At 41.6% G+C, this 20988-nt stretch carries 24 protein-coding genes; 17 read left to right on the forward strand and 7 right to left on the reverse strand.

Translation table 11 applies throughout. The features are described from left to right. Positions 1–4: 4 nt before the first annotated feature. A complete protein-coding gene (locus tag B5354_RS15490) occupies positions 5–640 on the reverse strand; it encodes a YktB family protein (protein ID WP_079529707.1) in 636 nt (211 codons plus the stop codon). 166 nt (positions 641–806) lie between these two features. Here B5354_RS15490 and B5354_RS15495 point away from each other — a divergent pair, with 166 nt between their 5' ends. Both B5354_RS15495 and B5354_RS15500 read left to right on the forward strand, forming a co-directional pair. After that, positions 807–995, forward strand: coding sequence for a hypothetical protein (locus B5354_RS15495; protein ID WP_079529708.1), 189 nt, complete (start codon positions 807–809; stop codon positions 993–995). Between the two features lie 239 nt (positions 996–1234). Then, a complete protein-coding gene (locus B5354_RS15500) occupies positions 1235–2041 on the forward strand; it encodes an inositol monophosphatase family protein (protein ID WP_079529709.1) in 807 nt (268 codons plus the stop codon). 32 nt (positions 2042–2073) lie between these two features. Here the strand turns inward: B5354_RS15500 and B5354_RS20565 are convergent, their stop codons facing one another. Next, complete coding sequence (locus tag B5354_RS20565) at positions 2074–2241, reverse strand: DUF5325 family protein (RefSeq protein ID WP_176142512.1); 168 nt, start codon at positions 2239–2241, stop codon at positions 2074–2076. Between the two features lie 160 nt (positions 2242–2401). Here B5354_RS20565 and B5354_RS15505 point away from each other — a divergent pair, with 160 nt between their 5' ends. Beyond that, positions 2402–2779, forward strand: a complete 378-nt coding sequence (locus B5354_RS15505) for a YlaH-like family protein (RefSeq protein ID WP_079529710.1) — start codon at positions 2402–2404, stop codon at positions 2777–2779. A 48-nt stretch (positions 2780–2827) separates the two neighbouring features. On the opposite strand, the gene B5354_RS15510 is transcribed toward B5354_RS15505, so the two are convergent. Then, complete coding sequence (locus B5354_RS15510; RefSeq protein WP_079529711.1) at positions 2828–3031, reverse strand: YlaI family protein; 204 nt, start codon at positions 3029–3031, stop codon at positions 2828–2830. A gap of 137 nt (positions 3032–3168) precedes the next feature. Between B5354_RS15510 and B5354_RS15515 the strand changes: the two genes are divergently transcribed. Then, on the forward strand, positions 3169–3465 hold the full coding sequence (locus B5354_RS15515) for a hypothetical protein (RefSeq protein WP_079529712.1): 297 nt from the start codon (positions 3169–3171) through the stop codon (positions 3463–3465). A gap of 50 nt (positions 3466–3515) precedes the next feature. Here the strand turns inward: B5354_RS15515 and B5354_RS15520 are convergent, their stop codons facing one another. Beyond that, a complete protein-coding gene (locus B5354_RS15520) occupies positions 3516–4097 on the reverse strand; it encodes a YhcN/YlaJ family sporulation lipoprotein (protein WP_079529713.1) in 582 nt (193 codons plus the stop codon). A gap of 88 nt (positions 4098–4185) precedes the next feature. After that, a complete protein-coding gene (locus tag B5354_RS15525) occupies positions 4186–4683 on the reverse strand; it encodes a hypothetical protein (protein ID WP_079529714.1) in 498 nt (165 codons plus the stop codon). Between the two features lie 86 nt (positions 4684–4769). On the opposite strand from B5354_RS15525, the gene glsA reads away from it, so the two are divergent. The 12 genes from glsA (at position 4770) to B5354_RS15585 (ending at position 18279) form a co-directional block, all read left to right on the forward strand. Beyond that, positions 4770–5702: a glutaminase A gene (gene glsA, locus B5354_RS15530; RefSeq protein WP_079529715.1), complete on the forward strand. Its 933-nt coding sequence runs from the start codon at positions 4770–4772 to the stop codon at positions 5700–5702. Positions 5703–5785: 83 nt separating this feature from the next. Beyond that, positions 5786–6067, forward strand: a complete 282-nt coding sequence (locus tag B5354_RS15535; protein WP_079529716.1) for an Fpa/YlaN family protein — start codon at positions 5786–5788, stop codon at positions 6065–6067. A gap of 158 nt (positions 6068–6225) precedes the next feature. Continuing rightward, positions 6226–7413, forward strand: coding sequence for an FtsW/RodA/SpoVE family cell cycle protein (locus tag B5354_RS15540; RefSeq protein WP_079529717.1), 1188 nt, complete (start codon positions 6226–6228; stop codon positions 7411–7413). Continuing rightward, entirely contained in the window at positions 7404–10844 is a 3441-nt protein-coding gene (pyc, locus tag B5354_RS15545) for a pyruvate carboxylase (protein WP_079529718.1), read from the forward strand. The genes B5354_RS15540 and pyc overlap by 10 nt, the downstream gene beginning before the upstream one ends. Positions 10845–11191: 347 nt before the next feature. Next, positions 11192–12130, forward strand: a complete 939-nt coding sequence (gene cyoE / locus B5354_RS15550; protein ID WP_079529719.1) for a heme o synthase — start codon at positions 11192–11194, stop codon at positions 12128–12130. Positions 12131–12202: 72 nt separating this feature from the next. Next, entirely contained in the window at positions 12203–13267 is a 1065-nt protein-coding gene (gene coxB / locus B5354_RS15555) for a cytochrome c oxidase subunit II (protein WP_079529720.1), read from the forward strand. A 41-nt stretch (positions 13268–13308) separates the two neighbouring features. Beyond that, complete coding sequence (gene ctaD, locus B5354_RS15560) at positions 13309–15162, forward strand: cytochrome c oxidase subunit I (RefSeq protein ID WP_079529721.1); 1854 nt, start codon at positions 13309–13311, stop codon at positions 15160–15162. Then, positions 15162–15785, forward strand: coding sequence for a cytochrome (ubi)quinol oxidase subunit III (locus B5354_RS15565; RefSeq protein ID WP_079529722.1), 624 nt, complete (start codon positions 15162–15164; stop codon positions 15783–15785). The genes ctaD and B5354_RS15565 overlap by 1 nt, the downstream gene beginning before the upstream one ends. Before the next feature lie 3 nt (positions 15786–15788). After that, entirely contained in the window at positions 15789–16112 is a 324-nt protein-coding gene (gene ctaF, locus B5354_RS15570; protein ID WP_079529723.1) for a cytochrome c oxidase subunit IVB, read from the forward strand. Positions 16113–16260: 148 nt separating this feature from the next. Next, positions 16261–17160 (forward strand): cytochrome c oxidase assembly factor CtaG, encoded by a 900-nt coding sequence (gene ctaG, locus B5354_RS15575; protein WP_079529724.1) that lies wholly within the window; start codon positions 16261–16263, stop codon positions 17158–17160. A gap of 56 nt (positions 17161–17216) precedes the next feature. Then, on the forward strand, positions 17217–17672 hold the full coding sequence (locus tag B5354_RS15580; RefSeq protein WP_079529725.1) for a DUF420 domain-containing protein: 456 nt from the start codon (positions 17217–17219) through the stop codon (positions 17670–17672). A gap of 64 nt (positions 17673–17736) precedes the next feature. Then, entirely contained in the window at positions 17737–18279 is a 543-nt protein-coding gene (locus B5354_RS15585) for a GNAT family N-acetyltransferase (protein WP_139377152.1), read from the forward strand. Positions 18280–18372: 93 nt separating this feature from the next. Here B5354_RS15585 and ytvI read toward each other — a convergent pair whose 3' ends face one another. Continuing rightward, positions 18373–19431, reverse strand: a complete 1059-nt coding sequence (ytvI, locus tag B5354_RS15590) for a sporulation integral membrane protein YtvI (protein WP_079529726.1) — start codon at positions 19429–19431, stop codon at positions 18373–18375. 96 nt (positions 19432–19527) lie between these two features. Beyond that, positions 19528–19911 carry a YugN family protein gene (locus tag B5354_RS15595; protein ID WP_079529727.1) on the reverse strand — a complete coding sequence of 128 codons (384 nt, stop codon included), beginning with the start codon at positions 19909–19911 and terminating at the stop codon, positions 19528–19530. Positions 19912–20118: 207 nt separating this feature from the next. Between B5354_RS15595 and B5354_RS15600 the strand changes: the two genes are divergently transcribed. Beyond that, positions 20119–20547 (forward strand): CBS domain-containing protein, encoded by a 429-nt coding sequence (locus B5354_RS15600; protein WP_079529728.1) that lies wholly within the window; start codon positions 20119–20121, stop codon positions 20545–20547. Positions 20548–20988 lie beyond the last annotated feature (441 nt).

Raw genomic sequence — 20988 nt, forward strand, 5'->3', positions numbered from 1 at the left:
TCGTCTAATAAGAGTCTTTAGCATATTGATAAAGCGGCTGCAGTGTCTGGAAAGTATCGCGGCACAGGTGGATAAACGCATCGGGATCTGTGATGTGTTCATCATCCCGGCTAAGGTGAAGCCCACAGAGAATCTCAGCTTTTTTCACCTGCTTCAGCCTTGTAAACATCTCATCAAATTTTTCATCGGTTATGCTCTCTTGTACAAAAGCATCCGGTTTTGTATGGTCAATCGACCAGACAAAATGGTCGGGGATGAAGCTTTTGATCTCCTCTTTATGTTGAAGCAGCTTTTCGCCAAACGCTTCTTTTATAGGACTTTCATAAATCACTGCAAACCAAATAAACACATGACTTTCCCACATTCCGATTTGAAAGTGGGGAAGTTTCTTGTACCCCCGATTATTTGAAGCAAGGGCTGCCCACGTATCATTTGGCGGGTTTGTTGTCCTCCTGGCGTGTTTAGCCACGTGAACGAACATTTCATCGCCAGTCATCGCGGTAACATCGGGCGCCAGCTCCGTAGCAATGGTATCAAGCTTAGGTGATATTCGTTCCCTTAATGCTTCCATCCTATCCTCTAGTCCTGGAATGGAAAATACGTCAAAATCTTTTTGATTAAAACCAGTAAAGTCACTCATGTTTTCACTCCTCTATAGTCTAATGAAATTTTATCATATAAGCGGAAGATGTCTAAGCAAAGCGTTTAAATGGTTTGGATTATAGTAAATTGGGTTATTTATAGAGTAAACTTACAGTGCTCATGGACATATATATAATTAAGGATTAGAAGGGGAGGAAAGGGCAGTGAAATATGTAATGGAAGCGTTGCGTAAAAAAGAAGCTGAAGAAAGGCTCCCAGTCATCCGTTTAGAAATTGATTATGAATTAGTTACCTTGCATGATGCGATGCTTGCTCAAGACCAGGAGCAGATCGATGCATGCAAAGTAAGACTAGCTAAACTGCGTCAACAGTTACTGGATTGGTCCACTTAGAAAGAGCAGCGGAGCCGTTGTTCTCAGCTTGTAGAGAAACTCCTTGCTTTCTCTACAAGCTTTTTTGTGTGTGCGGCGGGGGATAAGGTTTTCTGGACTTTTCAGCCATCCAGACTCATCAAATGATAGAGGGCACTTTTATCTTCGAAAGATGACTGCTAGTTTTTGCTAATTATGTGCAGTTCATGCATGGATCTGATACGATATAGGGATACTACCATTTGAAGGAGCTTTCCAAGATGGATAAATTACAACGAACAAACTTATATAAGCAGGCAAAAGAATGGGTCCTTGAAGCAGGCCAGCGCATACGAGAAAAAATTGATGATCCGAGAACGATTCAAACTAAGTCCAATGCGAACGACCTTGTGACGGAAATGGATCAACAAACGGAGCAATTCTTCGCTGACAAGATAAGAAAACAATACCCTGACCATTTTGTGTTTGGGGAAGAAGGTTTTGGGGATGAAATTAACAGCTTAGAGGGGACGATTTGGATCATTGATCCGATCGATGGAACGATGAATTTCGTTCATCAGAAACGAAATTTTGCCATCTCTGTTGGAGTTTATGTGGATGGAGTAGGCGAGATCGGTCTGATTTACAATGTGATGGAAGATACGATTTACACAGCTATTCGCGGAGAAGGGGCGTATAAGAATCATCATCGTCTTCCTCGGCTCCCTGAGGAAAAGCAGTTAAATCAGTCGATCTTTGCTTTAAATACAACGTGGATGCTGCCTGAGAACCCTTATATTTCACATGAAGGTGTCCACGATTTTGTCAAAACAATAAGAAGTACGCGTACTTACGGCTCCGCCGCATTAGAGTTCGCCTTTGTGGCCGAGGGAATCATCGATGGCTATTTAACGATGACGCTCATGCCATGGGATATCGCAGCCGGTGTGGTTATTTTAAAAGAAGTCGGAGGCTCGGTGACGACAGCCGATGGGCAAAATATCGATATGCTTCATCAAACGACGGTCTTAGCCTGTCACCCTCAACTTCATAGCGAAGTCATTAAAGATTTTGTTGATTTGAAGTAATAGAAAAAGCTGCCCAGTTAGGCAGCTTTTTCTTATGCGTTTTGTTGCTTTCTTTTTTTCGATAAGCCAAAGCCCATAATGGCAAAGCCGGCTAGGAATAATAACCCGGCCAACCAGAACACCTGCTGGCCGATGGCGAAACCGACCAGTACAAAAGATAAAATGACCAAGAAGGCAAGTCCAAACATATTCCAGTTCATGATCTATGTTCACCCCATTCTCTCTCATTATAATAGAAAATGGATGGAAAGAAAATGATTGAGGAAATGAAACCTTCGAGAAAAGAACAGTGGCATTGATAGGAATGATTTAGTATGATGGATGGGGAGAAGAGAAAGATGGTAAAGGGGGTCCATCCATATGGAGAATACGTCCACATTAACGGTGCCAGCTGATTTATGGCCGGTGGCTGACTTCTTTTTTAGAGGACTGGGAAGTGAAGTGAATTTGAATAACGAGTCGGAAGTGGCTGTATTATTTCGCTCGTTTTTTCTCTTATATTTAACGGTTGTAGTCTTAGCGATTGTTACGTTTAAGCTGGGTTTTGCCAGAAAACTGCCCCTCGCAAAATCGATTGTGGTTTACGCGGTGCTTGTTGTAGGGACATTCATACTTACCTTGATTTTAGGCTTGAATTTGCCGATTGCCGAAAGTTTAATGGTGGCAGCGTTAATTTTAGGTACTTACCGAGTGCGGCTTCATAAAGAACGGAGCGGCCGTGAAAGCCGCCAATCCTAAACAAAAGCCCTGACTATTTTGAAGTCAGGGCTTTTGTTTGATCTAAGATTATGATAAATGTTTCTCGCGTTTTCTTTCCCGATTGAAACGGAATTCACCTGTTTGCAGGCGTTTCTCTGTATTTTCTTTAATTCGATCGTGGCAGGACGGACACATATACGTGTGAATCCTGCGGTTTCGTAATCGCTTAGCCTGTAAAGAATAACTGTCAATTTTCTCAATAGTATCACATAGTACACATTTTACACGCATGTCCTCACCTCAAGTCCTTATCACTATGCCTATATCATAACACGTTAAGCTCGATCACGCATTTTTCTGAATCTATATGTTTCAATTAAATAATTTGAGGGAACATAAGTGCTAGTAGAACATGAAAGGATGATTTGATGAAGAAACGTTGGTTATTTACTGCAGTAGGAGCAGCAGCTGGAGGAACATTAGCTTATTTTATGAAAGACGAGGATAATCGTCAGCGGTTCAAGGATAAAGCGAAGACGGTGCAGGCTAATTTCATGCAGGATGGGCAAAAGGCTGATATGCCTGTAGAAGAAGCTGGGCAGCCAGAAGGAGTTTCTAACATGGAAAATTCCAAAATGGTTTCTGAGGGATCCCAATTTGGCGTCCAATACTACAATGAACTGACTGAAAAAGAACGGGAAATTCTAGAAAAAAGTAACAGCTAAATCCTCATGGATTTAGCTGTTTTTGGTCATGAACTAACTTGTAAGGTGATTTACTGTTCTTTAGACTGTTCCTTTTCAAGTTGTTTAAGCTTTTCCTTATCTTTTTCAGGAATAGACCCTTTGTTTGAATCCTGAGATTCAGGCTGGTCCTCTATCGGTCGCTCCGGCATATAACGGGCAACAATTTGACTCAGTTCTTCGGTTACGGCCTGGACCGGGTGTCCTTGTGAAATTTTTTCACCGATGCCGCGCAGACGTTCGACCCCATCTGCATCTGCAATGATAACGGCTTCTTTTCCATATGGGTCGTGTTTCAAGGCTTCAGCTACAGAAAATTTAATCATCCCAACACGTCCACGGTCCAGGTCCTTATCGACATCGATGCCCACAGCTGCATATGACCCAAGAACAACTGCTGTCGCATCATGCACGCCAGGTTCTTCCACAGCTATTTTAGCTAAGTGACTAGCCGTTTTCTGGTTTGACATATTTGGTTCCTCGACAGGGTCTGAATCGGTTACATATTTCATTTCCGAGTCATTGCCCTGACGCTCTTGAAGCAGTTGTTTTTCACCTGTTTGCTGACATGCCGTCAAGCAGAGCAGGCCGAGTACTAATAGTATTGTTTTCATACGAAACACTCACTTTTTTTAGTTAGCTTGTGGATAATGGGAGTGTTTTATACAAAAAAGGACAGCTTGTCTGCTGTCCTTTTAGCCATCATTCAAAAATAATTTTTTTAATCCCTGTAATGGGAGCATCTTTATTTGATCCGTCCTTGAAATACAGGTGGACTGGTCCATCTTCTTTTAATGGCTTTCCTGCTTTTGAGAATAATAATAGCGACTCGCCTAATTCGTCAGCATCGATCGCATGATCGCCGCCATCTGTTACTAATACGGCTGAAGTCACCTTCGGATCCGGTTCACTCGTATGAATAAACGGTTTGATCGGCATTAAAAACGTTTCTGTTTTAATGAGTTCTTTCTCAGCTCGAGTGAGACTTTTGTTTACCGGCGGGTTGATTTTCTGTTGATACATTTCGCGATCGAAGCGAAGTGATTTTCTTTTTAACTCGTCTTCCGCTTCCTCTTTACGGGAAGAAGCTTGTGAATTATGGAACACTTCATCATAAGTAAGTTTTCGGTCATCGAAAATCCAGACGGTTGGATCGAGGGTTATTGGGAATTTCACCTGACCAGATATTTGTACTATCAAGTGATGCGCCACCTTTCCTATTAAAAATCTTGCCTTATCAATCATAGCAAAAAATGAGAATGTTTTCATTGCTGGGAGGTTTACCTATGGATGAAAAAATATCAACGACTACATTGGAAGAATGGCTTGAGAACGTCAAACCGTTCGCTTACGATGGTCAGATTGCTGATTATATACCGGCGCTGGCTAAACAAAACCCGGAAGAATTAGCGGTTTCGATCTTGTATTTAGACGGTGATTGTGTCTACGCAGGCGATGTGGAGACTTGTTTTACCTTGCAAAGTATATCAAAAGTCATTGCGCTTGCCCTTGCATTAATTGATAATGGGGAAGATTATGTATTCGAACGGGTAGGCATGGAACCGACTGGTGATCCGTTTCATTCGATTTACCGGCTGGAACAGCATCGGCCTTCAAAGCCGTTGAACCCGATGATTAATGCTGGAGCGTTAGCTGTGTCGAATATGATTCACGGCCAGACTCCGGATGAGAAAGTAGGCAGGCTGCTGAGTTTCATTCATGAAATGACAGATGATCATTCCATTCGGTTCAACAGTGAAGTGGCTTCCTCCGAATTTGAAACAGCGTTCTTAAATCGATCCTTACTTTATTATTTAAAGCAGCATAAAGTTGTCACAGGAAGTGTAGAAGAGACTTTGGATGCCTATACAAAGCAATGTTCGGTGGAACTGAATGTGCTCCATTTATCAAAGATTGGAGCATTGTTTGCCAATGAAGGCAGAGATTTGAATTCAGGCAGGCAAATTATTCCTAAACATTTTGCCAGAATATGCAAGACATTCATGGTCACGTGTGGGATGTATGATGCGTCCGGCTCGTTTGCGATCAAAGTGGGCATACCAGCAAAAAGTGGGGTATCTGGCGGAGTAATGGGTTCTCTAAATGGTTTTGGCGGCATTGCCGTTTATGGTCCCTCCCTTGATTCAAAAGGTAATAGTGTCGTTGGATTAAAGCTGCTTGAAATGTTGTCGAACCGTTACGACCTTTCGATTTTTTAGTCAAATCCCTAATAGTTTGTTGCAATTTTTTAAATGAAACGATACTATTAATAGAAGAAAGTTTGTTACTGGAGGGGATCTTAATGTTGTCTGATGTGGCTGTGGATCATCGTGAAAAGGCCTACGCCCTTCTAAAAGCTGATGCTGATAAAATTTTACGATTAATAAAAGTACAAATGGACAACTTGACTATGCCTCAGTGTCCTTTATATGAGGAAGTTCTAGATACACAGATGTTTGGGTTGTCACGTGAGATACATTTTGCTGTGCGCTTGCACTTAATCAGTGAAGAAGAAGGCAAAGCAATACTGGATAACTTAGAAAAACAACTCAATGTTTTACATGAAGCTGCTCAGAATTCGTGACGGAAGAACTCAAATTGCGACGTACTTGTTGTAATTTGAGTTTTTTTATACCCGTTAGCGCTTTCATGTAGCTTGGAGTATGTAAATAATCAGAATTGTCATATAAGAAGGAATTGTGACAACTTTTATAGAAAATATACATAGTAGGGATGAATGATATGTTACAACGATTGAAAACCTTTGACTTCACATTGCTTTTTGCCCCTATTGCCTTAGTAGCCTTTGGCACTGTCATGGTTTATAGTGCGAGTATGGTATACGGGCCGGTTGTTCTTGACGTATCCAGTAATCATTATTTGGTCAAGCAGCTACAATGGATGGTTCTAGGAATTATCCTTTTATTCTTTATGTCCGCTTTCCCATATCGTCACTTTAAACGATTGGCCAAAGCGACCGTACTGCTAATGGTCGTTTTATTAGTCGGGTTGTTCGCCTTTGGGACAGCGGTCAATAATTCGTTATCCTGGTATGACCTTGGGCCGTTAAGTTTCCAGCCGGCAGAGTTCGTCAAAATTGGCATTATTATTTACCTGTCATCTGTGTATGCCAACAAGCAGAAGTATATTGGGAATTTTCCTAAAGCTGTACTGCCGCCCCTTGTGATCATTTCAGTACTGCTCGGGTTAATTATTATGCAGCCTGATATTGGTTCGGCGGCGATTATTGGAATGCTGGCTAGTGTGATTATTATGTGTTCAGGGATAAAAGGGAAACATATCCTGCTGCTCGTTGTAGTGACGGCAGGTATTCTAATCATGGCAGGTTCACAACTCGTAACTGATGAAAGAATTAACCGGTTTACTGGTGCTTATCAGCCATTTGAAGCCCCGCAAAGTGACGGGTATCATTTGATCCAATCGTATGTTGCGATTGCGACAGGTGGACTAACGGGTGTTGGACTGGGACAAGGTGTACAGAAACTGGGTTATCTACCAGAACCGCATACCGATTTTATTATGGCAGTTATTGCGGAAGAACTGGGCTTCATAGGTGTTGTGATCACAGTGGGGTTATTAGCCACCATTGTATTAAGAGGATTGTACATATCGTGGCGATGTAAGGATGCATTTGGATCTTTACTTGCCCTCGGGATTTCATCGTTATTTGCTATACAGTCTTTTATTAATTTAGGGGCTATGAGTGGTCTCTTGCCTATTACAGGTGTGACGCTGCCACTTGTAAGCTATGGGGGATCCTCACTGGTTATTATGATGTTTTCTTTGGGGATTCTTAATAACATTGCAAGAACGGTCAAAGTCAAAGAGGAAGAAAGAGCAGAAACGTACGAACCAGAACGGGAGCCCGTACATCGGACTAGACAACAAGGAGTGAGATCATGGAACTAAAGAAAATTGACAAGGTTTTAGTAGCCAATCGTGGAGAAATTGCTATTCGTGTTTTCCGTGCTTGTACTGAGTTAAATATCCGTACAGTAGCTGTGTACTCACAAGAAGATACAGGGTCCTACCACAGGTATAAGGCGGATGAAGCTTATTTGGTCGGGGAGGGGAAGAAGCCGATCGATGCTTACCTCGATATCGAAGGGATCATTGAAACAGCTAAAAGTGTCGGAGTTGACGCTATCCATCCTGGCTACGGTTTTCTGTCTGAGAATATAGATTTTGCCAGAAGGTGTGAAGAAGAAGGGATTATCTTTATCGGACCGACCAGCGAGCACCTTAATATGTTCGGTGATAAGGTCAAAGCGAGAGATCAGGCAGTCCAGGCGGACATTCCAGTCATCCCGGGAAGTGACGGTCCGGTGGCAGGCCTCCAGGAAGTCCGGGATTTCGGTGACAAGAATGGCTATCCTTTAATGATTAAAGCAGCGATGGGAGGCGGAGGCCGCGGCATGCGGATTGTCCGTAGTGCCGAGAACCTTCAAGACGCTTATGACCGTGCCCGTTCGGAGGCTAAAGCAGCTTTTGGAAGTGATGAAGTTTATGTTGAGAAGCTTGTAGAAGAGCCTAAACATATTGAAGTGCAGATCCTAGGGGATTTTGAAGGACAGTTTGTTCACTTATATGAGCGGGATTGTTCTGTACAGCGCCGCCATCAGAAGGTTGTAGAAGTGGCGCCTAGTGTATCACTTCCTGAGGGATTAAGAGAAAAAATATGTGATGCTGCCGTTACCCTTATGAAAAACGTGAACTACGTAAATGCGGGAACCGTAGAGTTCCTCGTCTCTAATGATGAGTTTTATTTCATTGAAGTTAATCCGCGTGTACAAGTTGAACATACCATTACGGAAATGATCACAGGTGTTGATATTGTCCAGACCCAAATTTTAATCGCAGAAGGTCACCACCTTCATAGTAAACAAATAGGAATTCCGGGTCAGGAAAATATCCGTACACACGGGTATGCGATTCAATCGCGTGTAACGACAGAGGACCCGCTTAACAATTTCATGCCGGACACCGGAAAAATTATGGCCTACCGGACTGGTGGTGGATTTGGCGTACGTCTTGACGCTGGTAATGGATTCCAAGGGGCAGTTATTTCACCCTATTACGATTCCTTGCTTGTGAAACTATCAACTTGGGCGCTGACTTTTGATCAGGCTGCTCATAAAATGGTACGTAACTTGAAAGAGTTTAGAATTCGCGGGATTAAAACGAACATCCCGTTTTTACAAAATGTCATTCAGCACAGCCAGTTTCAATCAGGAGTTTACAATACGACGTTTATTGATCGTTCACCGGAACTGTTTGTTTTTCCGAAGCGAAAAGACCGTGGGACGAAGATGCTGAGCTATATTGCTGATCGCACGGTTAATGGCTTTGAAGGTCAAGGAAGCAGAAAGAAACCGACACTGCCTAACCCGCGTATTCCTCAAGTCAAGTATTCAGATGACATTCCTGGGGGAACGAAACAGATCTTAGATGAAAGAGGTCCGGATGGTCTGGCCAAATGGTTGAAAGAGCAGAAAGAAGTCCTGCTGACAGATACAACGTTCCGTGATGCTCATCAATCACTGCTGGCAACAAGGGTAAGAACAAAAGATTTACAAACAATCGCTGAACCAACATCCCGATTGCTTCCTGACTTATTCTCACTTGAAATGTGGGGCGGGGCGACCTTTGATGTTTCGTATCGATTCCTAAATGAAGATCCGTGGGAGAGGCTGCTGACATTACGGAAGAAATCTCCTAATGTACTTTTCCAAATGCTGTTACGTGCTTCCAATGCAGTAGGGTATAAAAATTATCCTGATAACCTGATTCGCGAATTTGTGGAGAAGAGTTCCAACGCTGGGATTGATGTCTTTAGAATCTTTGATAGTTTAAACTGGGTTGAAGGAATGAAATTAACAATTGAAGCGGTCCGGGAAAACAATAAGATTGCTGAAGCAGCGATGTGTTATACAGGTGACATACTGGATTCATCAAGGCCTAAATATGATCTGAAGTATTATCAAAACTTAGCTAAAGAACTTCAGGACGCTGGCGCACACATCCTTGGCATTAAGGATATGGCCGGGTTGCTTAAGCCTGAAGCGGCATATCAGCTTATTTCAAGCTTGAAAGAAACGATTGATATTCCGATCCATCTTCATACCCATGATACGAGCGGCAATGGCATCTTTACTTACGCACGAGCCGTTGAAGCAGGAGTCGATGTAGTGGACGTGGCAACAGGTTCCATGGCCGGACTAACTTCTCAGCCTAGTGCCAATACGCTGTACTATGCATTAGAAGGAAGCGAACGCAAACCGAATGTCGATATTGTTGCATACGAACAATTAGGACATTATTGGGAGGACATCAGGAAGTACTATACCGACTTTGAAAGTGGCATGAAGGCTCCACATACTGAAGTTTATCATCATGAAATGCCTGGGGGCCAATATAGTAACCTGCAGCAGCAGGCACGAGCCGTTGGTTTAGCAGACCGCTGGGATGAAGTGAAGCGAATGTACCGCAGGGTAAATGACATGTTCGGAGATATTGTTAAAGTTACACCGTCTTCCAAAGTGGTTGGCGATATGGCCTTATTCATGGTTCAGAACGAATTGAATGAAGATGATGTTTATGAAAAAGGCGAATCACTAGCTTTTCCAGATAGTGTTGTAGAACTTTTTCAGGGGTATTTAGGACAGCCTTATGAAGGATTTCCTTCAGAGCTGCAGCGAATTGTATTAAAAGGCAGACAGCCGATTAACGAACGCCCAGGTGAACTGCTGGACCCAGTCGATTTCAAGGATTTAAAGGAAACATTGTTCCATAAGCTAGATCGCCAGGTTACTAGTTTTGATATGATCAGCCATGCTCTGTATCCTAAAGTGTTTATGGATTATCACAAATTTACTGAACAATATGGCGACATGTCAGTTCTGGATACACCGACTTTCTTCTATGGTATGCGTCTTGGGGAAGAGATTGAAGTGGAGATTGAACAAGGGAAGACGTTGATCGTCAAACTCGTTTCGATTGGAGAACCTCAAGTCGATGCAACGAGAACGGTCTACTTTGAATTGAACGGTCAGCCTCGTGAGGTAGTTATTAAAGACCTGAATGTGAAAGCTACGGTTCAACAACGGCCAAAGGCAGACAAATCAAATGTTAAACATATTGGAGCGAGTATGCCAGGAACGGTCATTAAGGTCCTTTCCGAAAAAGGCGACAAAGTTCAAAAAGGAGATCATCTCATGATTACCGAGGCCATGAAGATGGAAACAACAGTTCAAGCACCTTTTGATGGTGTGATCAAAGAGATTTATGTCGGTAATAATGAAGCGATTCATGTAGAGGACTTACTCATCGAATTCGAATAGAATAGTAAAGACCTGGCACAGTAATAAGTGTCAGGTCTTTTTCTAATAAAAGAAAGAAATAGAATTCCTATTGTCAAGCCCTTGCATTGTAGCTCGTAATTTGCTAGAACTATAAAGGTGTCGATTTATTTTTTTCCTACATAGAAGATAGGGAAAGCCTTTGCGAAAAATGTGTCACATATTTGTCACATTTAAATAAAATTGTAAAGGAAAAATAGATTGAAGAGAAATTCCATGATACAATTATTTTGATGTTTCCATGAATTGCATATGTTTGTGGAGAATGATGACTGATTTATAGCAAACTTGCCAATGCTATAAAAGAAAGAAGGAGGGAAGATATTTCGATGGACAACCCTAGAACAGTTGAGCCTGGCGCTTCACATGTTGTGAACAATTCAACTGTCCGTGAAACTTCAATGATAGCTGATATAAAAAGCTTAATTAAAGTCGGAATAATAAACTCCAATCTGATTACAACGTTTACAGGGTTCTGGCTTGCCATGTATTTTACCGGTACCGGCTTCGCCAGTCAGTGGCTGACATTCTTATTGACCATGTGCGGAACCGCTTTCTTAATTGCGGGTGGATGTATTATTAATAACTGGTATGATAGAGATATCGATCACATTATGACACGAACGGTCAGCCGTCCCACTGTTACGGGGTCGATTCCATTGTCTGCGATTCTATGGATGGGTATAGGCGCTTCAAGCCTTGGTTTTATTATTCTGTTATTCACAACCATAGAAGCTGCCCTCTTTGGAGCATTTGGCTGGTTTGTTTATGTTGTGCTGTACACCATGTGGTCTAAGAGAAAATATACAATCAACACGGTAATTGGAAGTTTTTCCGGTGCTGTTCCGCCGTTAATTGGCTGGGCCGCTGTTGAACCGGGACTACGGTTAGAAGCTGTTATCTTATTTTTAATTATGTTTATTTGGCAAACTCCTCATTTTTTAGCTTTAGCCATGAAGAAAAAAGAGGATTACAAAGCAGCTGGAATACCGATGCTGCCGGTTGTTCATGGTTTTAAAATGACCAAACGGCAAGTGGTCGTTTATGTAGCTTGTTTATTGCCATTACCGATTTACTTAGTTTCTTTGGGAGGAATATTTCTAACTGTGGCCTTCGTCTTGTCATTTGGCTGGCTGATACTGGGTTTAGCCGGATTCTTAATGAAAGATGATTATAAATGGGCCAAGTGGATGTTTGTTTATTCCTTGAACTATTTGACAATCCTATTCTTAACAATGGTGCTTGTCACATTGCCTGTTTCTTTTTAAGGTAACTGACTCTTTTTAAGAGCTAGTTCCAATAATATAATTCAATCAAAAGAGAAAGAGAGGTATCACTCAATGAGAGGTTGGATGGGAAAGTTCCGTTCCTTGATCTTGTTTGGCGCATTAACCCTTTTCCTGTCGGGATGCGGGGTTGAGAATATGACTGCACTAAAGCCAGAAGGATATGGAGCGAATTTATTATTTGATCTTATGATGATCAGTATTGCGATAATGCTTTTTGTATTTATTATCGTAATGGCGATCTACACGTTTGTGTTAATTCGTTATCGTCAGAAAAAGGGACAGGAAGACTATATCCCTAAACAAACAGAAGGTAACAAAGCTTTAGAAATAATTTGGACAGTGATCCCGATTATTTTACTTCTAGTACTAGCTGTTCCTACTGTTCAAGCTACGTTTGACTTAGCAGATACTGGAGCTAAGAATGATGAGGACGCATTAACCGTTGAGGTTACTGGTAATCAGTACTGGTGGCACTTTAATTATAAAGGACAGGAGATCACAACGAGTCAGGACCTTTATATTCCAACTGGTGAACGCGTATACTTAGACTTAAAGTCGAGTGATGTTATTCACTCATTCTGGGTTCCTTCCATCGCAGGTAAGATGGATACAAATCCAGGTGAAAATGTAAATTCGATGTACTTAGAAGCTTATGAAGAAGGCGTTTACTGGGGACAATGTGCTGAGCTTTGTGGTCCGTCGCACTCCTTGATGGACTTTAAGGTAATTGCCGTCAGTCAGGAAGAATTTGACCAGTGGGTTGAGGACATGCAAAATGTTGATCCTAAAGCTCAACCAGAGACAGCCTCTGCACAAGAAGGCCAAGAGTTATTTAATAACAACTGTATGAGTTGTCACGCGATTGGAAGCGGCGGTGCTGGTATTGCACCAAATCTAACCAATTTTGGTAACCGTACGATGATTGCAGGAATTCTTGAACCGACGAAAGAGAATTTGGTTGATTGGATAGTAAATCCTGATGAAATCAAGCCTGGTAACCAAATGCCGGCCAATCTGGTCTCTGAAGAGGAAGCAAGCAAAATCGCAGACTACCTGTTGCAGCTTAAACATTCAGAAGTTACACCTGAATCTGCAGGTAAAAACAACCAAGAATAATTTAAAATTACGAGAAAGAGGTTTTTAAGGGAGGTTAAAGCGTGAGTACTGCTGTTGCTCAAAATCGTGGACTCGGCGCTGTGATTTGGGATTATTTAACAACGGTTGACCATAAAAAGATTGCCCATCTTTATTTGGTCTCCGGTGGTCTATTTTTCCTGATCGGCGGGCTTGAAGCGATGATAATTCGAATCCAGCTTATGGAGCCTAGTAATAACTTCATATCCGCTGGACTGTATAATGAAATGATAACGATGCATGGTACAACAATGATTTTCCTGGCAGCTATGCCGATTATATTTGCTTTAATGAATGCCGTTGTACCTTTACAAATCGGAGCACGAGATGTAGCTTTTCCATTTTTGAACTCACTAGGTTTCTGGCTGTTTTTATTTGGTGGGTTAATTTTGAACATATCCTGGTTTACTGGCGCTCCAGATGCGGGTTGGACGAACTACGCACCACTTTCGACCACCTCGCCAGGCCACGGTGTAGATTATTATGTAATGGGTCTGCAAATCTCCGGAGCTGGAACGTTAATAGGGGGTATTAACTTTCTTGTGACGATTGTTAATATGCGTGCCCCTGGTATGACATACATGCGTATGCCACTGTTTACATGGACTGTCTTTGTAACGAGTACATTGATTCTGTTTGCCTTCCCGGCATTGACGGTTGGTCTTTTCCTTATGATGTTTGACCGCATGTTTGGGTCTGCATTCTTTGATGTTGCTCTAGGCGGTAACGCGATGATCTGGGAGCACTTATTCTGGATCTTTGGACACCCGGAAGTATACATCTTGATTCTTCCTGCTTTCGGTGCTTTTAGTGAAATCTTTTCTACCTTTTCTAAAAAACGCCTGTTTGGTTATTCAGCCATGGTATTTGCAACGGTATTGATTGGCTTTTTAGCTTTCATGGTTTGGGCTCACCACATGTTCACGGTAGGTTTGGGACCGATTGCTAACTCGATCTTTGCCGTAGCTACAATGGCGATTGCCGTTCCAACCGGTATTAAGATATTCAACTGGCTGTTTACGATGTGGGGCGGTAACATACGGATGAATTCGGCAATGCTTTGGTCGGTTGCTTTCATCCCAACTTTCACGATCGGAGGTATGACGGGTGTTATGCTGGCTGCTGCAGCAGCTGACTACCAGTACCACGATACGTATTTTGTAGTCGCTCACTTCCACTATGTTATCGTAGGTGGTCTCGTGTTCGGTATTTTCGCTTCCCTCCATTACTGGTGGCCGAAAATGTTCGGGCAGGTACTAAATGAAGCATTAGGTAAGTGGACATTCTGGCTTTTCTTCATTGGATTCCATATGACGTTTTTTATTCAGCATTTCTTAGGATTAATTGGAATGCCGCGTCGTTACTGGACTTATCAAGAAGGGCAGGGACTAGAAGTAGGGAACATGATCAGTACAGTCGGAGCATTTCTAATGGCGATTGGTACGCTTGTTTTCATCTATAACATTGTTCAAACTGCCGTAAAAGGTGAGAAAGTAAGTGGAGACCCGTGGGATGGTCGTACGCTAGAATGGACGATTCCATCACCACCGCCACATTATAATTTCAAACAAACTCCGCTTGTCCGCGGTCTTGACGCACTATGGGTTGAGAAAAGTGAAGGGAAGAAAGGAATGACCCCTGCTGAACCGCTTGGTGATATTCATATGCCAAACAACTCTATTCTTCCGTTTTTAATGTCATTAGGGCTGTTTATTGCAGGATTTGGATTTATCTATCAAGTGGACGATAAAATGTGGCTAATCCTTGTATTTATCGGAATGGGTATTACTCTTGGATCCATGTTGACACGTTCAGTCAAAGATGATCTAGGTCATCATATTCATAAAGAGGATCTTGAGAAGGGGGCTGGCGAGTAATGAGTAATGAGGATGTACTAAATCCAAAAGAAATGCCACATGAGCCGGAAAAAGCCACCCTTGAAGGTAAGAATAAATTCATAGGCTTTTGGTTCTTCCTTGGCGGGGAAACCGTATTGTTTGCATGTTTATTTGGAACATACCTTGCATTAAACGGCTCAACAATGGGGGAGAATACTCCTGAACACCTATTTGGCTTAGAGCTGGTGTTTATTATGACGATGCTGCTCTTAACAAGTTCATTGACAAGTGTATATGCGATGTACCATATGAAGAACAATGATTTTGGCAAAATGCAGTTATGGTTAGGCATTACCGTTGTGCTAGGATTAGGATTCCTGGGCTGTGAAATTTATGAATTTTATCATTACATTCATGAATATGAGTTCACTTTCCGTTCATCAGCCTTCGGATCTGCATTTTACACATTAGTTGGATTCCATGGTGGTCACGTTCTATTTGGTTTATCATGGATCACGGCGCTAATGATTCGTAATGCAAGACGTGGTCTGAACTTGTATAATGCACCAAAGTTTTATATCGCAAGTTTATACTGGCACTTCATTGATGTTGTATGGGTATTTATCTTTACTGTCGTATATTTGATGGGAAAGGTGGGGTAATGGATGGCGAATCACTCGAAATCCCCTAGTCAGCAAATGGACTTTGAGAAGCGGCAACATAAAGAAGAAATGAAACAGCAAGTAATTAGTTTTGTGATGATGATTCTATTTACAATCGTTGCATTTAGCATGGTTCTGCTTGAGGTTAACTCGTATTTCCTCATCCCTACATTGATCATATTGGCAGTTGTGCAAGTCCTTTTCCAACTGTACTACTTCATGCATATGAAGAATAAAGGACATGACATGGTGGCCATGATGATGTATGGAGGCATTAGTGTTGCCATATTGACGATCATTACTTTTACGACTATTATTTGGTGGTAAAGAAGACAAAAGACCGGGTGCTCCGGTCTTTTTCTTTTATGTCCAATTTATGAACATTTAAAAAGATCTTGGACAAGGCTCGTGTTTTACGTGAAAATTAGTTAAAATAGAGAGGTAACAAGTCTATACAATCTGAGGTGAGACACCCATGTGGTTAGAACTTCAAATATTCGGATTTCGAGCACTATGGAGTCCTTATTATTTGCTTTTTGTTTTAGTACTTTCGTTCCTATACTTTATGATAACCGGACCATGGCGTAAGAAAGGTGAAACAAGACCTGAAGCGCGTCAGCAGGTAATGTTTTATATCGGGATGGTTTTGTTATACGCTATCAAGGGTTCTCCGATTGACTTACTGGCCCATATTATGTTTACCGCACATATGATACAAATGGCACTTTATTACTTACTGTTTCCAATCCTCATTATTAAAGGGATCCCTGTTTGGATTTGGCAAAAAGTTTTTGAAGTACCAGGACTAAAGTCGGTGCTTAGTTTGTTAACAAGACCGTTGATTGCCTTGTTAATATTTAACGGATTTTTCTCGATTTATCACATGCCACAGGTGTTTGATTATGCCAAATCGAGTGAATGGACTCATGCGCTAATTACTACCGGCATTCTATTCACCGCATTTTGTATGTGGTGGGCCGTATATTCCCCACTAGATAAGACAGATCGTTTAAGCCCTATTTTAAAAATCGGCTACATATTTGCTAACGGTGTTTTAATTACACCAGCATGCGGTTTGATTATTTTTGCAGGCGCACCTATTTATGAAACGTATTCCCAAGCAGGTGCATGGATGCAGGCGATGAGTTTATGTGTACCTACAGATGTTCTGACAGGTATCTCAAGTCAATTAAGTGGTCCCAGTTTCTTTACTCCAATGCCAGTGCTGCATGATCAGCGTTTGGGCGGAATTGTCATGAAAGTTTCGCAAGAGATCATCTTTGGCTTCATTATTGCTCGAATCTTTTTCAGCTGGTTTAATCGCGAGCGTGATACCATTGATCCACTGCCAAGCCAAATGCAAACAGATTCGTAAAGCCGAGAGCGCACTTATGAACTTTGTCGCAAGATTTATCGAAAAGGAGAACGCACATGCCATTATTACCCACACTAAGTACTTTTTTTATAGTACTAAGCGCGATATTAATTGCTATTGGCTGGCGGTTAATTGTTGTAAATAAACCTCAAGCACATAGAAAGGCTATGATAGCTGCATCTATCAGTGCATTGATCTTTTTCACTATTTACATGAGCCGCACGATCTTCGTCGGAAATACCAGCTTTGGCGGTCCTGATGATATTAAAATTTACTACACTGTTTTCCTGATATTTCACATTATCCTTGCTACAGTGGGAGCAGTGTTTGGAATTGTAACCTTAACGTTAGCTTTTAAACGAAATTTAATAAAGCATCGAAAAGTTGGTCCAGTTACGAGTATCATCTGGTTTTGTACGGCAGTCACCGGTGTGATGGTGTACCTGTTGTTATATGTGATTTATGAAGGTGGAAAGACGACAAGCATGCTAAAAGCAATTTTTGGATTTTAAGCAGACAGCAATTAGATGAACCCGTCTAATTGCTTTTTTTATAACAACTAAAGGAGAGGATCAGGTGGAACATGCCACGGAACGAATCAGGTTTATGCCGATAACGGTTCAAGCAGCCCAGCTTTTAATGAAAAGCCCGGTCGGTTTTTATACGACATATGGTTTCCCGCGTAATAAATCCTGGCCACATGATGGATTAAAAGTGATTTTGCCTTTGTATGTGGAGTTGTTAGAAAACGATAAATCTGAATTCGGGTTCGGTCCGTGGATGATGGTGGATCGTAAAGTCGGAGAAATACTCGGAGATATAGGGTTTAAGGGGCAGCCCAAACATGGCATAATCGAAATTGGCTACTATGTGGTCATTTCCAAGCGGAATCAGGGTTTCGCCACGGAAGCTGTAAAAGCGATGTGTGACTGGGCTTTTCAGCAGTCGCATGTTCAGACTGTGCAAGCCCAATGTGACAAACGCAATGTTTCTTCTCAACACGTTTTGTTTAACAATGGATTTATCCAAGTTTCTGAAAAAGGCTCTATCATTACTTTTATGAAAGAAAAATACAGTCGTGCTGTAAAGTCTGGATCAAGTCTGGACCAGCATCAATAATCCCGTGCGTCGGCAGCCATCGACCACGGGATTTGGGCTGTTTACGGAATATCGGCAGAACGCCCCTTATTTCAGATGAATGCCGAGAGGATGTCACAGCTTTAATTTCCACTTAATGATTCCGGCTTCTTTGGCAGAGTTAAAAGCGATCAGAGTGAGCGGTCCTAGGATAAAGCCTGTAAGCCCGATGAGCTGTAAGCCGAGATACATGGCGATCAGGGTGGCTAATGGAGACAAACCAATGTGGCTGCCCATTACTTTCGGTTCAACTGTCCTGCGTATAGCAAGCAGGATAATTGCTAATACAGCCAGTTGTGTTCCAAGTGGAATATCTCCTGTGATAAACATGTATAATGACCATGGTCCTAAAATCACAATTGAACCTATAATTGGAATGAAATCAATCACCCAGATGATCAGCGCCATGACGATAGCTACTTCTGGTGCGATCCACAGCAAGCCGATGAGTGAAACGATAAAGATGATAATACTGACCAGGAATTGTGCTTTTAAAAATCCAAAAACAACATAAGATAAGCGGGCGTTCATGAATTTTACTTTTTCAGAAGTAGCTTCGGTTAGCTGATTATGAAGATTTTCTCTGAGGCGAGGCATTTCCAGCATAAATAAGAATAAAGCAATCAGATACACAAGAAAACTTACCAGGTATTCAGGGATTTTCGCTGCTAAGACAGCGATATTGCCTAGCTGTAACTTCTGACTGATCGCCTGGGTAGTCGAATCGAGTGTACTCATTAATTCGTTTGTTACTTTCTCTACAAATTCCGGCGGCATGTTCTTTGTAAAATTATCCATATTATTTTCCCAGTGAATAAACACATTGTTAATCTGATTAATGTAGGTAGGTGCATTGTCCGCCAGCTGAATGATTTGAGTGACTGCTCTGGTCACAGCATATGTTCCGAGTAATCCTATAAAGAGTAGAAATAACAGAAAGACCATCATTACCGCCATTTTTCTATTTAAGCGAAGACGAAACTGGATCCAGTGTATGGAAGGGTTTAAAAACAAGGCAGTGACGAGTGCAGCAATTAATGGAATAGAAATCGGTAAAATAAAGTACCCGGCAATGATAAGTAATATCGTAAGGAGGATCAAACTCCATTGACGCTTAGTAAGATAGCTGAACAATTTATAAGGCGGCTCCCTTCTAACTTTATATTTTTAGTTATAGTAAGGAAAAGAGCCGCTCACCAGAGTGGTGGGCGACTCTTGAATAAGTTTCAACTAGTCTTTGAGGTTGTTATGTGTTTGGTGTGCGGCTACGTGCTCTTGCAATTTCTTAAGTAAGTTGTTCGCTTTATCAATGATGCTTGAAGAAAAACCTTCTTGTTCTCCATATTCTACCCCATGCGGATAGTGGTGCTTTCCTAACAGCGGTGTCAGCAGCTGAATCACAGCACTTCCTTTATCCACGTCACCTTCCAGCGCATATCCTTGAATGCGGATGTAGTACGTTTTATTTGTCTCTGGGGAGTCGATTTTGTAATCATAACTAACTCTTTCATAATCCCATGAGCCGCCTAAAATAAACCCATTACTTTCCATGATCATAGTAAGCCGTTTAATGTCAATTACTAATCCATCGATTCCAGTACCTTCTAATCTCATTGCATACACCTCACAAATTTTATGTATCTAACCTTATTTTAGTATGAAAAAGAACAAGTTGCAATTCGCTGTGAACCGCCTTGCTATTACTATACATACTTTACCAACAGTAACTTAATTATACTATAAATTGCCTAACCCTGCATGTAATAAATTTAAGAATTCGGGAACAATACATATCGACGGCTGAATTAAAGGAGGATATTCATGAAGACCGTTAAAGATGTAATGACGAGTGATGTATCTGTGTGTCAAACGAGTGATACCCTATTCGATGCAGCTTCTATGATGAAACAGCAAAATGTTGGATCCGTGCCTATTTGTGATGAAAATGGTCATTTAATGGGAATGGTAACCGATAGAGATTTAGTCATCCGTGGATATGCTGATAAGAATCCAGATTCTACATCTATCCAACAAGTGATGAGTGAGCATCTGTATCATATCAGCCCAGATACGACCCTTGAGGAAGCCGGAAAGATGATGGCAGAGCATCAGGTGCGTCGACTGCCTGTCGTTGAAAACGGAAAACTGACAGGTATTATTGCGCTTGGTGATTTGTCACTTGATCAGAAATCAGATCATGCTGCTGGTGTAGCTTTACACGACATTTCAGAACGTCCAGAGCTTCATTAAGTAAGTTCAACGAAAAAGACGGCCCATTGCCTTGGGTCGTCTTATTTGTTGAGAATGTTTTTCAAATGAGCAGCGCAGCAGTCTCACACTGGATCGAGAAGGGATTATTGGCTGATCATATTCAATGATGGTTAAAGCCGAGGTTTTTTATCATTTATCAGCGATAATTTTGGTATTACCGCGATAATAAAAATATATCCGTGATATTTTCAATATAACCGCTAAAACCAAGATATATCCGTGAATAAGTTTATTCCAGCAAATATATTAAAGAGGGTTCAGCAACAAAAGCTGAAAGTCTATAACAGGCAAAGGGAAATAGAACCTTCCTTGAACTCCGATTTCAGACGGCTTCCTCTATCCTTCTGTCTTTACCCAATCTTCCAGCAGTGATCATCCTCTAGTTTGTATATCAGTTTTGTTCTAGAAACGAGAAGTCTA

Origin of the sequence: Halobacillus hunanensis (assembly GCF_900166655.1) — a bacterium.
Classification (GTDB): Bacteria; Bacillota; Bacilli; order Bacillales; family Halobacillaceae; genus Halobacillus_A; species Halobacillus_A hunanensis.

What these genes read in the sequence shown, in the direction of transcription:
- B5354_RS15490 (WP_079529707.1), bottom strand. Translation starts at nt 640, where the DNA reads ATGAGTGACTTTACTGGTTTTAATCAAAAAGATTTTGACGTATTTTCC.
- B5354_RS15500 (WP_079529709.1), top strand. Translation starts at nt 1,235, where the DNA reads ATGGATAAATTACAACGAACAAACTTATATAAGCAGGCAAAAGAATGG.
- B5354_RS20565 (WP_176142512.1), bottom strand. Translation starts at nt 2,241, where the DNA reads ATGAACTGGAATATGTTTGGACTTGCCTTCTTGGTCATTTTATCTTTT.
- B5354_RS15505 (WP_079529710.1), top strand. Translation starts at nt 2,402, where the DNA reads ATGGAGAATACGTCCACATTAACGGTGCCAGCTGATTTATGGCCGGTG.
- B5354_RS15510 (WP_079529711.1), bottom strand. Translation starts at nt 3,031, where the DNA reads ATGCGTGTAAAATGTGTACTATGTGATACTATTGAGAAAATTGACAGT.
- B5354_RS15515 (WP_079529712.1), top strand. Translation starts at nt 3,169, where the DNA reads ATGAAGAAACGTTGGTTATTTACTGCAGTAGGAGCAGCAGCTGGAGGA.
- B5354_RS15520 (WP_079529713.1), bottom strand. Translation starts at nt 4,097, where the DNA reads ATGAAAACAATACTATTAGTACTCGGCCTGCTCTGCTTGACGGCATGT.
- glsA (WP_079529715.1), top strand. Translation starts at nt 4,770, where the DNA reads ATGGATGAAAAAATATCAACGACTACATTGGAAGAATGGCTTGAGAAC.
- B5354_RS15535 (WP_079529716.1), top strand. Translation starts at nt 5,786, where the DNA reads ATGTTGTCTGATGTGGCTGTGGATCATCGTGAAAAGGCCTACGCCCTT.
- B5354_RS15540 (WP_079529717.1), top strand. Translation starts at nt 6,226, where the DNA reads ATGTTACAACGATTGAAAACCTTTGACTTCACATTGCTTTTTGCCCCT.
- pyc (WP_079529718.1), top strand. Translation starts at nt 7,404, where the DNA reads ATGGAACTAAAGAAAATTGACAAGGTTTTAGTAGCCAATCGTGGAGAA.
- cyoE (WP_079529719.1), top strand. Translation starts at nt 11,192, where the DNA reads ATGGACAACCCTAGAACAGTTGAGCCTGGCGCTTCACATGTTGTGAAC.
- coxB (WP_079529720.1), top strand. Translation starts at nt 12,203, where the DNA reads ATGAGAGGTTGGATGGGAAAGTTCCGTTCCTTGATCTTGTTTGGCGCA.
- B5354_RS15565 (WP_079529722.1), top strand. Translation starts at nt 15,162, where the DNA reads ATGAGTAATGAGGATGTACTAAATCCAAAAGAAATGCCACATGAGCCG.
- ctaF (WP_079529723.1), top strand. Translation starts at nt 15,789, where the DNA reads ATGGCGAATCACTCGAAATCCCCTAGTCAGCAAATGGACTTTGAGAAG.
- ctaG (WP_079529724.1), top strand. Translation starts at nt 16,261, where the DNA reads ATGTGGTTAGAACTTCAAATATTCGGATTTCGAGCACTATGGAGTCCT.
- B5354_RS15580 (WP_079529725.1), top strand. Translation starts at nt 17,217, where the DNA reads ATGCCATTATTACCCACACTAAGTACTTTTTTTATAGTACTAAGCGCG.
- B5354_RS15595 (WP_079529727.1), bottom strand. Translation starts at nt 19,911, where the DNA reads ATGAGATTAGAAGGTACTGGAATCGATGGATTAGTAATTGACATTAAA.
- B5354_RS15600 (WP_079529728.1), top strand. Translation starts at nt 20,119, where the DNA reads ATGAAGACCGTTAAAGATGTAATGACGAGTGATGTATCTGTGTGTCAA.